General features: G+C 67.0%; 13 protein-coding genes. 5 read left to right on the top strand and 8 right to left on the bottom strand.

All coding sequences use genetic code 11. From position 1 onward, the window contains the following. Positions 1-36 precede the first annotated feature (36 nt). Positions 37-2,148: a S9 family peptidase gene (locus AC5P8F_RS04805; protein WP_049406041.1), complete on the bottom strand. Its 2,112-nt coding sequence runs from the start codon at positions 2,146-2,148 to the stop codon at positions 37-39. A 143-nt stretch (positions 2,149-2,291) separates the two neighbouring features. Here AC5P8F_RS04805 and AC5P8F_RS04800 point away from each other — a divergent pair, with 143 nt between their 5' ends. Next, positions 2,292-3,485, top strand: a complete 1,194-nt coding sequence (locus tag AC5P8F_RS04800) for a pyridoxal phosphate-dependent aminotransferase (RefSeq protein WP_111206413.1) — start codon at positions 2,292-2,294, stop codon at positions 3,483-3,485. Positions 3,486-3,603: 118 nt separating this feature from the next. Here the strand turns inward: AC5P8F_RS04800 and AC5P8F_RS04795 are convergent, their stop codons facing one another. Then, positions 3,604-5,700, bottom strand: coding sequence for a prolyl oligopeptidase family serine peptidase (locus AC5P8F_RS04795; RefSeq protein ID WP_495227654.1), 2,097 nt, complete (start codon positions 5,698-5,700; stop codon positions 3,604-3,606). Positions 5,701-5,769: 69 nt separating this feature from the next. Next, the gene (locus AC5P8F_RS04790; protein WP_032961212.1) at positions 5,770-6,093 is read right to left on the bottom strand and encodes a hypothetical protein; all 324 of its coding nucleotides are present in this window, start codon (positions 6,091-6,093) and stop codon (positions 5,770-5,772) included. A gap of 128 nt (positions 6,094-6,221) precedes the next feature. Here AC5P8F_RS04790 and AC5P8F_RS04785 point away from each other — a divergent pair, with 128 nt between their 5' ends. Next, positions 6,222-6,824 (top strand): lipocalin family protein, encoded by a 603-nt coding sequence (locus tag AC5P8F_RS04785; protein WP_014648471.1) that lies wholly within the window; start codon positions 6,222-6,224, stop codon positions 6,822-6,824. A gap of 40 nt (positions 6,825-6,864) precedes the next feature. On the opposite strand, the gene AC5P8F_RS04780 is transcribed toward AC5P8F_RS04785, so the two are convergent. The 4 genes from AC5P8F_RS04780 to AC5P8F_RS04765 form a co-directional block, all read right to left on the bottom strand. Beyond that, positions 6,865-7,164, bottom strand: coding sequence for a HigA family addiction module antitoxin (locus tag AC5P8F_RS04780; RefSeq protein ID WP_495227653.1), 300 nt, complete (start codon positions 7,162-7,164; stop codon positions 6,865-6,867). 478 nt (positions 7,165-7,642) lie between these two features. After that, the gene (locus AC5P8F_RS04775) at positions 7,643-8,332 is read right to left on the bottom strand and encodes a methionine ABC transporter permease (RefSeq protein ID WP_049439996.1); all 690 of its coding nucleotides are present in this window, start codon (positions 8,330-8,332) and stop codon (positions 7,643-7,645) included. After that, entirely contained in the window at positions 8,329-9,336 is a 1,008-nt protein-coding gene (locus tag AC5P8F_RS04770; RefSeq protein WP_495227651.1) for a methionine ABC transporter ATP-binding protein, read from the bottom strand. Before AC5P8F_RS04770 ends, AC5P8F_RS04775 begins: the two co-directional genes overlap by 4 nt. Before the next feature lie 210 nt (positions 9,337-9,546). Further along, positions 9,547-10,443, bottom strand: coding sequence for a DMT family transporter (locus AC5P8F_RS04765; protein WP_014648474.1), 897 nt, complete (start codon positions 10,441-10,443; stop codon positions 9,547-9,549). Positions 10,444-10,598: 155 nt separating this feature from the next. Between AC5P8F_RS04765 and AC5P8F_RS04760 the strand changes: the two genes are divergently transcribed. From AC5P8F_RS04760 to AC5P8F_RS04750, 3 genes are all read left to right on the top strand, one after another. Continuing rightward, a complete protein-coding gene (locus AC5P8F_RS04760; protein ID WP_006471121.1) occupies positions 10,599-11,081 on the top strand; it encodes a YajQ family cyclic di-GMP-binding protein in 483 nt (160 codons plus the stop codon). A 101-nt stretch (positions 11,082-11,182) separates the two neighbouring features. Beyond that, complete coding sequence (locus AC5P8F_RS04755) at positions 11,183-11,749, top strand: DUF1415 domain-containing protein (RefSeq protein WP_049406028.1); 567 nt, start codon at positions 11,183-11,185, stop codon at positions 11,747-11,749. Beyond that, positions 11,746-12,549: an SDR family oxidoreductase gene (locus tag AC5P8F_RS04750; RefSeq protein ID WP_049439998.1), complete on the top strand. Its 804-nt coding sequence runs from the start codon at positions 11,746-11,748 to the stop codon at positions 12,547-12,549. The genes AC5P8F_RS04755 and AC5P8F_RS04750 overlap by 4 nt, the downstream gene beginning before the upstream one ends. Before the next feature lie 71 nt (positions 12,550-12,620). Here AC5P8F_RS04750 and AC5P8F_RS04745 read toward each other — a convergent pair whose 3' ends face one another. After that, positions 12,621-14,651, bottom strand: a complete 2,031-nt coding sequence (locus tag AC5P8F_RS04745) for a M3 family metallopeptidase (protein ID WP_049440000.1) — start codon at positions 14,649-14,651, stop codon at positions 12,621-12,623. Between the last annotated feature and the right edge of the window lie 103 nt (positions 14,652-14,754).

Here is a 14,754-nt window from a genome sequence, read left to right as displayed (position 1 = left end):
TCGGGGTGCCAGGCAGCGCCCGGCGCCCCTTCGCCGTTACGGCTGGGCGATGCCCAGCTGCTGCAGCACGAACGCGTACGACTCGGACAGTTCACGGTAGCGCTGGAAGCGCCCCGACTTGCCGCCGTGGCCAGCTTCCATGTTGGTGCGGAACAGGATCGGGTAGTGGCCGGTGTTGTCATCACGCAGCTTGGCCACCCATTTGGCGGGCTCCCAGTACTGCACCTGCGAATCCCACAGGCCGGTACCCACGTACAGCGCCGGGTACGCCTGCTGCTTCACGTTGTCATAGGGCGAGTAGGACAGCATGTAGTCGTAATACGGCTTCTGCTCCGGGTTGCCCCACTCGTCGTATTCGTTGGTGGTCAACGGAATGGTCGGGTCGAGCATGGTGGTGACCACGTCGACGAACGGCACCTGCGCCACCATCACCCGGTAATCCTGCGGCGCCTGGTTGGCCACCGCGCCCATCAGCAGGCCGCCGGCGCTGCCACCGGACGCGGCCACGCGATCCTTCGCCGCCCAGCCCTGTGCTACCAGGCCACGGGTGACGTCGATGAAGTCGTTGAAGGTGTTCTGCTTGTGCAGCAGCTTGCCGTTCTCGTACCAGTCGCGTCCCATCTCCTGGCCGCCACGGATGTGGGCGATGGCATACACCACGCCACGATCAAGCAGGCTGACCGCGGTCTGGTTGAAGTACGGATCCATCGACATGCCGTAGCTGCCGTAGGCGTACTGGAACAGCGCGCCCTTGCCGTCCTTCTGGTAGCCCTTGCGGTAGACCAGCGACACCGGCACCTTCACGCCATCGCGCGCGGTGATCCAGACGCGGTCGGTCTCGTACTTCGAGGCGTCATAGCCGATCACCGGCTGCACCTTCAGCTGGCGACGCTCGCCGGTGGCGGTGTTCAGCTCGAACACGGTGGTCGGGGTGGTCATCGAGGTGTAGACGTAGCGCAGCCACGGCGTATCGGCCTCGGTGTTGTCGCCCAGGCCCATCGAATAGGCCGGCTCGTCGGCCTTCACGTAGTCGCTGCGCCCGTCCTTGAACAGCAGGCGGATGCGCTCCAGGCCCTCGGACCGTTCGGCGATGGCGGTGTAGGTGTCGAACAGTTCGAAGCCTTCGATGAACACCGCATCGTCGTGCGCGATCCAATCCTTCCATTGCGCGCGCGAGGTGGCATCGGTCGGCGCGGTGACCAGCTTGAAGTTCTTCGCACCGTCGTTGGTGCGGATCACCCAGCGGCCGTCATGGTGGTCGGCGTCGTACTCGACATCGCGCTGGCGCGGCGCCAGCACGGTGAAGGTGGTCGGGTCGCTGGCCGGCGCGTAGCGCTCTTCCGAGGACACGGTGCTGTGCACGCCGATGGTGATGAAGCGATCGTCGCGGGTGCGGCCGATGCCCATGTAGAAGCTGTCGTCCTTCTCTTCGTAGACGACGGTGTCGGCGCTGGCCGGGGTGCCCAGCACGTGCTTCTTCACGCGCACGGTCAGCAGCGTTTCCGGATCGTTTTCGACATACAGCACGGTGCGGTTGTCGTCGGCCCAGACCAGGTCGCCGGAGCTGCCGGTGATCACATCGGGCAGCACCGTGCCGGTGGCCAGGTCCTTGAAGCGGATCGTGTACTGGCGGCGGCCGACGTCATCGTCGGCCCAGGCCAGCAGCTGGTTGTCCTGGCTGACTTCCATCGAGCCGACGCTGAAGTAGCCCTTGCCGGCGGCCATCGCGTTGACGTCCAGCAGGATTTCCTCGGCCGCCTCCATGCTGCCCTTGCGGCGCGCGTGGATGGGGTAATCCTGGCCGGTCTCGAAGCGGCTGTAGTACCAGTAGCCGCGCTCGCGCGCCGGCACGCTGGAATCATCCTGCTTGATGCGGCCGACGATCTCCTTGTACAGGGTGTCTTCCAGGGGCTTCAGCGGTGCCAGCAGCTGGTCGGCGTAGGCATTCTCGGCCTGCAGGTAGGCCAGCATGTCCTTGTTCTCGCGCTTGTCGTCGCGCAGCCAGTAATAGTCATCGTTGCGGGTCGCGCCGAACGGCGCCTTGACCACGTGCGGATGCTTGGCGGCATCCGGCGGAACGGGCGGCGTGGCGGCGGTAGCAGTCGTGGTCATCAGGCTGGCGAGCAACAGGCAGAGGGTGGACTTCATGAGATAAGGCTCCTGGCGCATCAATGCAATGGTCTTCGACGGGGTCAGATCCCTTTTCCCGAAAAGGGATCTGACCCCAATCGCGGCAATGCGGCAACCCTGCGGAACGTCATGGGTTGCGCCGGCCGGCGTACCATGGGCACATGAGCACCCCGCCCCACACGCCGGGCTACAGCCGGCGCAGCCATGAAATCGCTCCGTTCCACGTGATGTCCCTGCTGGCCCGCGCGCAGGCGCTGGAACAGGCAGGCCACGATGTGATCCACCTGGAAATCGGCGAACCGGACTTCACTACCGCCGAACCCGTCGTGCGTGCCGGCCAGGCCGCACTGGCCGCCGGCCACACCCGCTACACCGCCGCGCGCGGCCTGCCGGCGCTGCGCCAGGCGATCAGCGGTTTCTACCGCAGCCACTATGGGCTGGATGTCGATCCCGAACGCATCCTGGTGACCCCGGGTGGGTCCGGTGCGCTGCTGCTGGCCAGCAGCCTGCTGGTCGATCCCGGCCGCCACTGGCTGCTGGCCGACCCCGGCTACCCCTGCAACCGCCACTTCCTGCGCCTCGTCGAGGGCGGCGCGCAGCTGGTGCCGGTCGGCCCGGACACCGCCTACCAGCTGACCCCTTCGCTGGTGGAACAGCACTGGAATGACGACAGCGTCGGCGCGCTGGTCGCCTCACCGGCCAATCCGACCGGCACCGTGCTGTCCGCCGACGAACTGGCGGCACTGTCGCAGGCCCTGCACGCGCGGGGCGGCCACCTGGTGGTGGACGAGATCTACCACGGCCTGACCTACGGCCTGGATGCGCCCAGCGTGCTGCAGGTGGACAACAGCGCGTTCGTGCTGAACAGCTTTTCCAAGTACTTCGGCATGACCGGCTGGCGGCTGGGCTGGCTGGTGGCACCGCCTGCAGCGGTACCGGACCTGGAAAAGCTGGCGCAGAACCTGTACATCAGCGCCTCCAGCATCGCCCAGCACGCCGCGCTCGCCTGCTTCAGCGAGGAATCGATGGCGATCTTCGAACAGCGCCGGGAAGCGTTCCGCCAACGCCGCGACTTCCTGCTGCCCGCGTTGCGTGAGCTCGGCTTCCGCATTGAAGTCGAGCCGCAGGGCGCGTTCTACCTGTACGCCGATGTCAGCGCGTTCACCGACGACGCGCAGGCGTTCTGCGCGCACTTCCTGGAAACCGAGCACGTGGCGTTCACGCCGGGCCTGGATTTCGGCTTCCATCGCGCCAACCAGCATGTGCGGCTGGCGTATACCCAGCAAGTACCGCGGTTGCAGGAGGCGGTGGGGCGGATCGCGCGCGGGTTGAAGCGTTGGCAGGGATCACGTTGACGGCAGTGCCGGCCGCTGGCCAGCAACCCGGGAATGCCTGAATGATGCGGTTGCCGGCCAGCGGCCGGCACTACCGGTAAAGAAAAACGCCGCCCTAGGGCGGCGTTTTCCGTTCTGCTTACTTGCCGCCCAACCGCTCCCACAGGAAGCTGTAGGCCAGCGCGGACATATGCGCGGCCTGTGCGTTGTTGGCTGCGCCGCCGTGGCCCCCTTCGATGTTCTCGTAGTAGGTCACGTCCTTGCCGGCGTCGATCATCTTCGCCGCCATCTTGCGGGCGTGGCCCGGGTGCACGCGGTCATCGCGGGTGGAGGTCGTGAACAGCACCGGCGGGTAGTTCTTCTTCGCGTTGAACAGGTGATACGGCGAGAAGGTCTTGATGAATTCCCAGTCGCTGGTGTCCGGGTTGCCGTACTCGGCCATCCACGAGGCGCCGGCCAACAGGTGGCTGTAGCGCTTCATGTCCAGCAGCGGCACCTGCACCACCACCGCACCGAACAGCTCCGGGTACTGGGTCAGCATGTTGCCGGTCAGCAGGCCACCGTTGCTGCCGCCCTGCACGCCCAGGTGCTTGGCGCTGGTGATCTTGCGCTTGACCAGGTCCCGCGCCACCGCGGCCATGTCTTCATAGGCCTTGTGACGGTTCTGCTTCAGCGCCGCCTGGTGCCAGCGCGGGCCGTACTCGCCGCCGCCGCGGATGTTGGCGACCACGTACACGCCGCCCTTCTCCAGCCAGGCGCGACCCATGCCACCGGAATAGCTCGGGGTCAGCGAGATCTCGAAACCACCGTAGCCATACAGCAGGGTCGGGTTGGAGCCATCGAGCTTCATCGCCCTGTCGTGCACCACGAAATACGGCACGCGGGTGCCGTCCTTGCTGGTGGCGAAGTGCTGCTCGATCACCTTGCCCTTGGCATCGAAGAAGGCCGGCATGGTCTTCAGCGTTTCCGGTGCCTGGCCGATCTCGGCCAGGGCCAGCGTGGTCGGCGTCAGGTAATCGGTGGCGGTCAGCCACACCGCGTCGCTGTCATTGCTGTCCACCGCAGCCACGCCCAGCGTGCCGAAGGCCGGGGCGCCGACGAAGCGGCTGGTCTGCCAGCCGTCGGCACCCGGGGTCAGCACCGACAGGCGGTTCTTGACGTCGTCCAGCACGTTCAGCACCAGGTGGCTCTTGGTCCAGCTGGCACTGGCCAGTGAGGTGGTCGCGGTCGGGGTGAACAGCACGTCGAAGTCGCGCTTGCCGGCCAGGAAATCGTCCAGCTTCGTCGCCAGCAGCGAACCGGACGCGTAGGTCTTGCCGCCCACGGTCCACGGATCGCGCAGTTCCAGGGTCAGCCACTGCTTGTGCAAACCCTTCTCGGCCGAGTTCGGCGCGTCGATCTTGGTCAGCGTGCCGTCGTCGCCACGCAGGTAGAGCTCGTTGTTGTAGAACGCCAGGGTGCGGCTGACCAGGTTGCGTTCGAAGCCCGGGGTGTCATCGTGCATCGCCGCGATGTACATGTCCTCCGGCTTGCCTTCGTACACCACGGTGGCCGAGGCCATCGGCGTGCCGCGCTTCCACAGCTTGGCCACGCGCGGGTAGCCGGAGGTGGTCATCGAGCCGGCACCGAAGTCGGTGTAGACGAACACGGTGTCGCGATCGACCCAGTTGAGGCCGCCCTTCGACTCCGGACGGAAGAAGCCGTCCTTGATCCAGGTCTTGTTGGCCAGGTCGAACTCACGGGTGACGTCGGCGTCGGCGCCGCCGCGCGACAGCGCGATCAGGCAGCGGCTGTAATCCGGGCGCAGGCAGTCGGCGCCGTGCCAGACCCAGTTCTCGCCCTCGGCCTTGTTCAGTGCATCCAGGTCGAGCACGGTCTCCCACTGCGGCGAGGCCTTGCGGTACTCGGCCAGGGTGGTGCGGCGCCACAGGCCGCGCTCGTGCTGCTGGTCCTTCCAGAAGTTGTAGTAGTAGTCACCGATCTTCTGCACGCCGGGAATCTTGGCGTCGGAGTCGAGCACCTCGCGGATGCTGGTCTCCATCTGCTTGAAGGCCGGGGCCTGCGCCAGGCGCGCCTCGGACCTGGCATTCTGTTCCTTGACCCAGGACAGTGGCTTGTCGCCGGTGACGTCCTCCAGCCAGGCGTAGCGATCGGTGTCTTCAGCGGCCACGGCGGTCCCCACCGAGGCAGCGGTCATCATGCCGGCCAGCAGGCAGGCGGAAGCGAGTCGTGACATTGCAGCTCCAGGCAGTCATAAGCCGGGGAACGCTAGCACGGAATGTCGCGGCCTCCCCCGTGTCGAAGGTCAGGCCGTGGCCGCCGGACCGCGCCGGCCGCGTGCGGCGGAAGCCGGCCGACGGCGCGCCTGTCCACCGGTACGCCGCGCCCGCCATCGCCATGACGGGTGCGGCAGCGGAAAGCGCAGCAGCGCCCACCAGGCGGCGAGCGGCATGCCCACCAGCCACATCGGCAGCCAGCCCAGCCACGCGCTGCTGCCGCGTGCCGCCGGCCAGACCAGGATCAGCGCCAGCCCGGCCAGCGCCAGTTGCCGCACGCCGCGCAGCAGGCGTGGGTCGGCGCGTTCGATGACGCGTTCAGTTGCAGGGCGACGGACGGAACGAGCGTTCATGGGGGCTTCTCCGGTAGACAATGCAACACAGCTTGGGCAAGCCCCTTCTCACAGGATGCGACACCATTGACGGATCGCGTGCACACAGTCGACCATGCGCGTGCAAGCCCACTGGAGCCCGCTCCCGCATGACTTCGATCCGCCCGTTCTGCGCCGTGCTGCTGGCTCTGTCCCTGGCAGGTCCTGCCATGGCCGCCAGTGAGCCGCCGTCGCCCCGCGCCAGCGCCACCGACGCGGCCGACCCGGGGGCGCCGATCGACCTGAAGCGCTTCATGGGCACCTGGTATGTGATCGGCCGCGTGCCGAACTTCATCGAACGCGGGCATGTCGCCAGCGTCAACGAGTACGAGCTGCGCGACGAGCACAAGGTCGCCATCACCTACCGCTACCGTGATGGCTTCGGCGAACCACTGCAGGAAATTCGCGCACGTGCCAGCGTCGATCCGGACAGCGGCAACCATGGCTGGCGAACCTGGTTCTATCGCGTGGTGCCGACCCATTCGCGGGTACTGGAAGTGGCCCCGGACTATTCATGGGCACTGATCGGTTATCCGGGCCGCGAAATGGCCTGGATCTTCGCGCGCAAGCCGGACATGGACAAAGCCCTGTACAAGGAGCTGGCCGAGCGCCTGCGCGACGAGTACGGCGTGAACACCGACAAGCTCAAGCGCGTGCCTCAGCATCCGGAACAGGTCGGCAAGCTGGGCTACGAAGTACCGAACGCGCGTTGACCGGATCGTGGGCGCGGATCCGGGGCCGCGCGTCCAGGGTTCATGCCTCCCGAGGCTGTACGCGGCGTTCGATCTCGCTGCGTGTTGGCAATGTCTTGAGATCGTAGGCCGCCTGCATCGCAAGCCAGGAAGCGGCATCCCCGCCGAAATGCCGTGCCAACCGCGCTGCCGTGTCCGCCGAGATGCTGCGCTGAGCGTGGACGATGGCGTGCAGCCGCGTTGCGGGAACATCCAGCGCCTTCGCCAGCGCATTCACGCTCAGCGACAGGGGCAGCAGAAACTCTTCGCGCAGGATCTCGCCAGGATGGATGGCGCGCATGCCGTTGTGGGGACGCTTCATGGCGGGCACCTCAGTGATAGTCAACAATTTCCACGGCATCGGCGCCGCCGTCGGTCCAGGTGAAACAGAGCCGCCACTGATCGTTGATACGGAGGCTGTATTGTCCTCTGCCTCAAGACGATTCCCGGGCGGGCTGCGCAGGAAGGCCAGCGTCTGTGCCGAATCGAGCAGCTGGAGTTTACGTTCAGCAGCGCGTCGTATCGTGCGCCAAGCGCGAGGGCAGGTTCCTTCAAACAGGGCCGGGTCTGCTTGCAGCGGAATGAACGGATCATTCCGCCAAACGTATTACGCCTTACGGAACACACCAAGGAACGCGACGTGCTGCCAGTCCCAGTCTGGCGATATCGATCCCTGATGGACGTGGCAGCTTCCAGAGCCTGGCGCCATGACAGGCACCCTGTCGACACTCTGCAGGCTGCAAGCTGCCGGCCAGCGGCCGGCACTACGCGAACGATGCCGGGCGCCGCCCGGCACTCTGTTATCTGCGGCTGTAATGCGCGACCAGGCGGTCGCCGAGCATCTGCAGCAGCTGCACCAGGACCAGCAACAGGACCACGGTGACCAGCGCCACGTCGGTGTGCGAACGCTGGTAACCATCGCGGAACGCCAGGTCGCCGAGGCCACCGGAACCGATCGCACCGCCCATCGCGGTGAAGCCGATCAGGGCCACGGTGGTGACCGTCGCCCCGGCGATCAGCCCCGGTCGTGCTTCCGGCAGCAGCACCCGGGTGACCAGCTGCCAGGTGGTGGCGCCCATCGCCTGGGTCGCCTCGATCACGCCACGATCCACTTCGCGCAGCGCGGTCTCGACAAGGCGCGCGTAGAACGGCGCCGCGCCGATCACCAGCGGCACGATCGCGCCGCGCACGCCCAGCGAGGTACCCATCAGGAACAGCGTGACCGGGATCAGCACGATCATCAGGATGATGAAAGGCACCGAGCGCAGCAGGTTCACCACCAGAGCCAGCACGCCATAGGCAAACGGCCGGCGCTTCATCTGCGGCGCCCCGAACAGGTACAGCAGCACACCCAGCGGCAGGCCGATGGCCAGAGTCAGCGGCAGCGAACCGAGCAGCATCAGCAGGGTGTCGAGGGTGGCCTGGCCGATGTCGGCCCACTTGCCCGCATCCAGGTGACGGAAGAAACCGCCGGCAGTGGCGATGATCATCGACGCAGCTCCTCGACATGCACGCCGGCAGCCACGAAGGCAGCCTGCGCGGCGGACTGGTCACCGCCCACCAGGGCGACCACCAGCTGGCCATAGGGGGTGTCCTTGATCCGGTCGATACGGCCGGACAGGATGTTGTAGTCGACCCCGGTCTGGCGCGCGACGCTGCCCAGCAGGGGTTCGTAGGTGTCGCCGCCGAGGAAGGTCAGGCGCACGATGCGCCCGCCCACCACGTCGAAATCGCGGTGCAACGCCCCTTCGTCCACGTGCTCCGATTCGCTGACGAACCGCCGCGTGGTCGGGTGCTGCGGATGCAGGAACACCCGGGTAACCGGACCGGTCTCGACCATCTGGCCAGCATCGAGCACGGCCACGCGGTCGCAGACACGGCGGATCACGTCCATCTCGTGGGTGATCAGCACGATGGTCAGGCCCAGCTCGCGGTTGATCTTCGACAACAGCGACAGCACCGAGGCGGTGGTCTGCGGATCCAGCGCGCTGGTGCCCTCGTCGCACAGCAGGATCTGCGGGCGGGTCGCCAGCGCACGGGCGATGCCGACACGCTGCTTCTGGCCGCCGGACAGCTGCGCCGGATACTTCTGCGCATGCGCTTCCAGGCCCACGGTCTGCAGCAGCTCGGCCACGCGCGCGTCGATCTCCGCCTGCGGCGTGCCGGCCAGTTCCAGCGGGAAGGCGACATTGCCAGCCACCGTGCGCGACGACAGCAGGTTGAAGTGCTGGAAGATCATGCCGATGCGCCGGCGCAGCGTGCGCAGGCCGTCCGCGTCCAGTGCGGTGACATCCTCGCCACCGATCAGCAGCCGGCCACCGCTGGGTTCTTCCAGGCGGTTGATCATGCGGATCAGGGTCGACTTGCCGGCGCCGGAATGGCCGATGATGCCGAATACCTCACCGGCCTCGATGGTCAGGTCCAGCGGTTGCAGCGCGCTGACTTCGCGGCCGGCAACGGCATAGGATTTGTGCAGGCGCTGGAACTCGATCACGGGCGTGGCTCACCGGCTGGGTGACGGAAGGGGGCGTGCAGCCTACCAGCGCAGGCGGTCGCGCGCCCGCGCCATGGGCCAGAATGTTATTCCTTTTGGTTCTAAGCCGCCCGCGCCGACGTGTTGGCTGGGGTCAGAGCCCCTGCGGGGATCCGACCCCGGGGTCGGATCCCCGCAGGGGCCCTGACCCCATTCCCAGGCCCAACCGGCTCAGGGATGGTCCAGCGGCTTAGGTGGCTGCACCCGGTTCAGGCGCTCACGATGCAGCAGGTACAGCCCCGAAGCCACGATGATCGCGGCGCCCACCCAGGTATAGCCATCAGGCAGCTGGCCCCAGAAGGCCAGATCCCAACCGATCACCCAGACCAGGCCACTGTATTCCAAGGGCGCGATCATCGAGGCCTCGCCCAGCTGGAACGCCTTGGTCAGGGCGATCTGGCCCAGCGCCCCGGCCAGGCCCATGCCGGCGATCAGCGGCGCATGCGCCAGCTGCAGCGGCACCCAGCCGGGAAGGGACAGCAGGCCGGCACCGATGGCCATGATCACCAGGAACCAGACCACCATCGACTGCGAGGTATCGGTGCGGGTCAGCAGGCTGACCGTGATCGCCGCCACGGCATAGGCGGTGGCCGCAGCCAGCACCATCAGGCCGGGCACCGAGATGAAACCGTCCACGCCCGGCCGCAGCACCACCAGCACGCCGACCAGGCCGATGCCGATGGCGACCCAGCGCCGTGGCCCGACCCGCTCGCCCAGCAGCGGTACCGACAAGGCGGCGATCAGCAGCGGGGCGACGAAATAGATGGTGTAGGCGGTGGACAGCGGCAGGTCGCGCAGGGCGAACACGAAGCAGCCGATCATCGCCATGCCCAGCGCGCCACGCAGCAGGTGCAGGCCCCAGCGACGCGGCACCAGCGAGCGCGGGCCGGCGCTGGCCAACACCCAGACCAGCACGAACGGCAACGAGGCCGCGCCGCGCAGGAAGGTCACCTCCAGGGTCGGATAGCTGGCCGACAGCTGCTTCATGCCAGCGTCCATCAGCGAGAAACAGGCGACCGCAGCGACCATCCAGGCCACCGCACGCGAAGGGGAGCGTTGCACGTTCATGGCCCATTATCGCCCGGTCGTCGCTTTCTGTAGAGCCGAGCCCACGCTCGGCTGCTCTTCACAAAGCCGCCGAGCGTGGGCTCGGCTCTACAGGGGACGGGCATGCGGGCCCTCGCGATAGAATGATCGCCACTGAAACCTGCGGAGCACCGCCCATGCCTTCCTTCGACGTCGTGTCCGAAGTCGACACCCACGAGCTGACCAACGCCATCGACCAGGCCAACCGCGAACTGGCCACCCGCTTCGACTTCAAGGGCGTGGACGCAAAGTTCGAGCGCGACGGCGATGTCATCAACCAGACCGCGCCGACCGAATTCCAGCTCAAGCAGATGAACGACATCCTGCGTGCTCGCCTGGCCGCACGCGGCATCGACGTGCTCAGCCTGGAGTTCGGCGACATCGAGACCAACCTGGCCCAGGCCCGGCAGAAGATCACCGTCAAGCAGGGCATCGAGCAGAAGATCGCCAAGAAGATCGCGGCGGCGCTGAAGGATGCCAAGCTGAAGGTGGAAAGCCAGATCAACGGCGACAAGCTGCGCGTGCAGGGCAAGAAGCGCGACGACCTGCAGGACGCCATCGCCGTGCTCAAGGCCGGCAAGTTCGAGCTGCCGCTGCAGTTCAACAACTTCCGCGACTGAGGCATCCGCCGGGCATGCCCCGGCGCTGCCAGCGGCAGGCACGACGGCGCGTTGCCAACGACGCGCCTACAATGGCGGCCCCGCCAGCCGACGTGCCCGCCATGACCGATTCCCCCCTGCCCACCGATGACCCGATCGCTGCCACCCGCCTGTGGCTGGAGCGCATCGTCATCGGCCTGAATCTGTGCCCGTTCGCCAAGGCGGTGTATGTGAAGGACCAGGTCCGCATCGTGCTCAGTGATGCGACCACGCCGGAAGCGCTGGTTGAGCAGCTGGCCGAGGAACTGGTGCTGTTGCGCGATACGCCGGCCGAGCAGATCGATACCACGCTGATCGTGCATCCGCAGGTGCTGACGGACTTCCTCGACTACAACGATTTCCTCGACAACGCCGACGCCGCGATCGAGGCACTGGACCTGCAGGGCATCCTGCAGGTGGCCAGCTTCCACCCGGACTACCAGTTCGACGGCGTGGCAGCGGACGACGCCAGCAACTACACCAATCGCGCGCCCTTCCCCACCCTGCACCTGCTGCGCGAAGACAGCGTGGCGCGCGCAGTGGATGTCTATCCGGACCCGGACGTGATCGTCGAGCGCAACATCCAGACCCTGGACCGCATCGGCGTGGACGGCTGGCATCGCCGCCTGCGTGGCGAAGACCTGACGTGAGCACGGTGCCGCCGATTGCCGCATGGCCGGCCGCGCCGCTGTCTGGCAAGGTGGTGCTGGTCACCGGCGGCGCCAACGGCATCGGCCGTGGCATCGCACAGGCCGTGCTCGGTGCCGGCGGACGCGTGCTGATCGGCGACCTGGACGTGGAGGCCGGCGAGGCGTGCCTGGCGGAATGGCAGCGTAGTGGCGAGGCCGCATTCCAGCGCCTGGACATCACCGACGAAGCCAGCGTGCGCGACTTCATCGCCGTGGCCCTGCGGCGTTTCAGCCGTATCGACGGGCTGGTCAACAACGCGGGCATCGCCGGACCGCATGGCACGCAGCTGCAGGACATGGACTGGGACGAGTGGCAGCGCCGCCTGTCCTCGCTGCACGGCGCCTTCCTGTGCAGCAAGCACGCACTACCGGCGCTGACGGCCAGCGCCGCCGGCGCAATCATCAACATCGCCTCGACCCGCGCCTGGCAATCCGAAGCGCACAGCGAGGCCTATGCTGCGGCCAAAGGCGGGCTGGTGGCGTTCACCCATGCGCTGGCGATCAGTGCCGGCCCAACGGTGCGGGTCAACAGCATCAGTCCGGGCTGGATCGGCACCACGGCCTGGCAGGCCCCCTCGCGGCGACACGCACCGGAGTACTCCGCCATCGACCAGGCACAGCACCCGGTCGGCCGGGTCGGCCGCCCCGAGGACATCGGCGCGCTGGCGGTGTACCTGCTGTCGTCGCTGTCCGGCTTCAGCACCGGCCAGGACTTCATCGTCGACGGCGGCATGACCCGGAAGATGATCTACGCCGGATAGAAAAAGGGGACGGAGGGGATTAAGTCGTTTGTGCACAAACGACTTAATCCCCTCCGTCCCCTTTTTTTCGCTTACGCCATGCCCGAGTGCCGCAGCAGCGCGTCGATCTGCGGCGCGCGGCCGCGGAAGGCCTTGAAGTTCTCCGCCGCCGGGCGGCTGCCACCACGCGACAGGATCTCATCGCGGAAGCGTGCACCGGTTTCAGCCAGTGCCTGCGGCGCTTCCTCGAACGCGGCGTAGGCATCGGCGCTGAGCACTTCGGCCCACTTGTAGCTGTAGTAACCCGCGGCGTAACCACCGGCGAAGATGTGGCTGAACTGGTGCGGGAAGCGGTTCCAGACCGGCGGGTGGTTCACGGCCACTTCCGCGCGCACTCGGTCCAGCAGTGCCAGCACGCTGTCCTGCGCCGGTTCGAACTGGCTGTGCAGCAGCATGTCGAACAGGCCGAACTCCAGCTGGCGCACCGTGGCCATGCCGCTATGGAAATTGCGCGCCGCCAGCATGCGCTCGTACAGCGCGCGCGGCAGCGGCTCGCCACTGTCCACGTGCGCGGTCATGCCCTGCAGGTGGTCCCATTCCCAGCAGAAGTTCTCCATGAACTGGCTGGGCAGCTCCACCGCGTCCCATTCCACGCCGTTGATGCCGGCCACGCCCAGTTCGCCGATGCGGGTCAGCAGCTGGTGCAGCCCGTGGCCCATCTCATGGAACAGCGTGGTCACTTCATTGTGGCTGAAGGTCGCCGGTCTGCCGTTGGCGCCCCGGCCAAAGTTGCACACCAGGTAGACCAGTGGCGTCTGCACGCTGCCGTCGCCACGCACGCGACGGTTGCGGCAATCGTCCATCCACGCACCGCCGCGCTTGCCCTCGCGTGCGTACAGGTCCAGGTAGAACTGGCCGACCAGCGCGCCCTGCGCATCGACCAGGCGGAAGAAGCGCACGTCTTCGTGCCACACCGGTGCGCTGTCTTCCTGCACATGCAGGCCATACAGCTGCTCGATCACCGAGAACAGGCCGCCCAGTACCTTCGGTTCGGTGAAATACTGCTTCACTTCCTGCTCGGAATAGCTGTAACGCGCCTGCTTCAGGCGGTCGGCGGCGAACGCCAGGTCCCAGGCCTGCAGGGCATCGATGCCCAGCTGCTCGCGTGCGAACTGCTCCAGCTCGGCGCGGTCCTTGGCCGCGAACGGCTTGGCTCGCGCGGCAAGGTCACGCAGGAAACCCAGCACTTCGGCCGGATCCTGCGCCATCTTGGTCGCCACCGAGTAATGGCCGTACGAATCGAAGCCGAGCAACGCGGCCAGTTCGGCGCGCAGGGCAAGGATACGGTCGATGTTGCCACTGTTGTCCAGCGCGTCATCGCCGAACTCCGATGCACGCTGCGCGCTGGCACGGTACAGGATCTCGCGCAGGTCGCGGTCTTCAGCCCAGGTCTGCACCGGCAGGTAGCACGGCATCTGCAGGGTCAGTTTCCAGCCGGTCCTGCCGTCCTTCTCTGCCGCAGCGCGCGCGGCAGCCTTCACGTCTTCCGGCAGGCCCAGCAGTCGCGCTTCGTCCTCGATGTACAGCGACCATGCATCGGTGGCGTCGAGCACGTTCTGCGAGAACTTCGCCGACAGCGCCGACAGTTCCTCCTTGATCGCCGCAAAGCGCTGCTGCGCCTCAGGTGCCAGCTCGGCACCGCCCAGGCGGAAGTCACGCAGCGTGTTGTCCAGCACCTTGCGCTGGGCTTCATTGAAATGCGCGGCCTCCGGGCTGGCGGCCAGTGCCTGGTACTGGCGATACAGCGCCAGGTTCTGGCCCAGCGCGCTGGCGAAACGGGTCACCCGCGGCAGGTTGCCGTTGTAGGCCTCACGCAGTTCCGGGGTGTTGACCACCCCCTGCAGGTGGCCGACCAGGCCCCAGGCACGCCACAGGCGCTCGGTGGCGTCATCCAGCGGGGTGACGAAGGTGTCCCAACGCACCGGCTGCACCCGCTCGGCTGCGCTGACGGCAGCTTCGGCCTCGGCCAGCAGCACATCCAGCGCCGGCGCGACGTGCTCGGGGCGGATCGCGTCAAAGCGCGGCAGTCCGGAAAAGTCGAGCAGGGGGTTGGCAACGGTCACGGCAGATCTCCAGGGAACGGGCCCGGCGGGCGGGCAGCTTCCCAGATATGGCGCTGACAGGCGCGGCTGACAAGGGGGCATGCGCCGGCGTTCACGTCGGCCT

This window comes from Stenotrophomonas sp. YJH_SMC_69, assembly GCF_059370495.1.
This window is presented reverse-complemented; position numbering and strand designations above follow the sequence as displayed.

What these genes read in the sequence shown, in the direction of transcription:
- AC5P8F_RS04775 (WP_049439996.1), bottom strand. Translation starts at nt 8,332, where the DNA reads ATGATCATCGCCACTGCCGGCGGTTTCTTCCGTCACCTGGATGCGGGC.
- AC5P8F_RS04760 (WP_006471121.1), top strand. Translation starts at nt 10,599, where the DNA reads ATGCCTTCCTTCGACGTCGTGTCCGAAGTCGACACCCACGAGCTGACC.
- AC5P8F_RS04795 (WP_495227654.1), bottom strand. Translation starts at nt 5,700, where the DNA reads ATGTCACGACTCGCTTCCGCCTGCCTGCTGGCCGGCATGATGACCGCT.
- AC5P8F_RS04780 (WP_495227653.1), bottom strand. Translation starts at nt 7,164, where the DNA reads ATGAAGCGTCCCCACAACGGCATGCGCGCCATCCATCCTGGCGAGATC.
- AC5P8F_RS04800 (WP_111206413.1), top strand. Translation starts at nt 2,292, where the DNA reads ATGAGCACCCCGCCCCACACGCCGGGCTACAGCCGGCGCAGCCATGAA.
- AC5P8F_RS04805 (WP_049406041.1), bottom strand. Translation starts at nt 2,148, where the DNA reads ATGAAGTCCACCCTCTGCCTGTTGCTCGCCAGCCTGATGACCACGACT.
- AC5P8F_RS04765 (WP_014648474.1), bottom strand. Translation starts at nt 10,443, where the DNA reads ATGAACGTGCAACGCTCCCCTTCGCGTGCGGTGGCCTGGATGGTCGCT.
- AC5P8F_RS04790 (WP_032961212.1), bottom strand. Translation starts at nt 6,093, where the DNA reads ATGAACGCTCGTTCCGTCCGTCGCCCTGCAACTGAACGCGTCATCGAA.
- AC5P8F_RS04785 (WP_014648471.1), top strand. Translation starts at nt 6,222, where the DNA reads ATGACTTCGATCCGCCCGTTCTGCGCCGTGCTGCTGGCTCTGTCCCTG.
- AC5P8F_RS04755 (WP_049406028.1), top strand. Translation starts at nt 11,183, where the DNA reads ATGACCGATTCCCCCCTGCCCACCGATGACCCGATCGCTGCCACCCGC.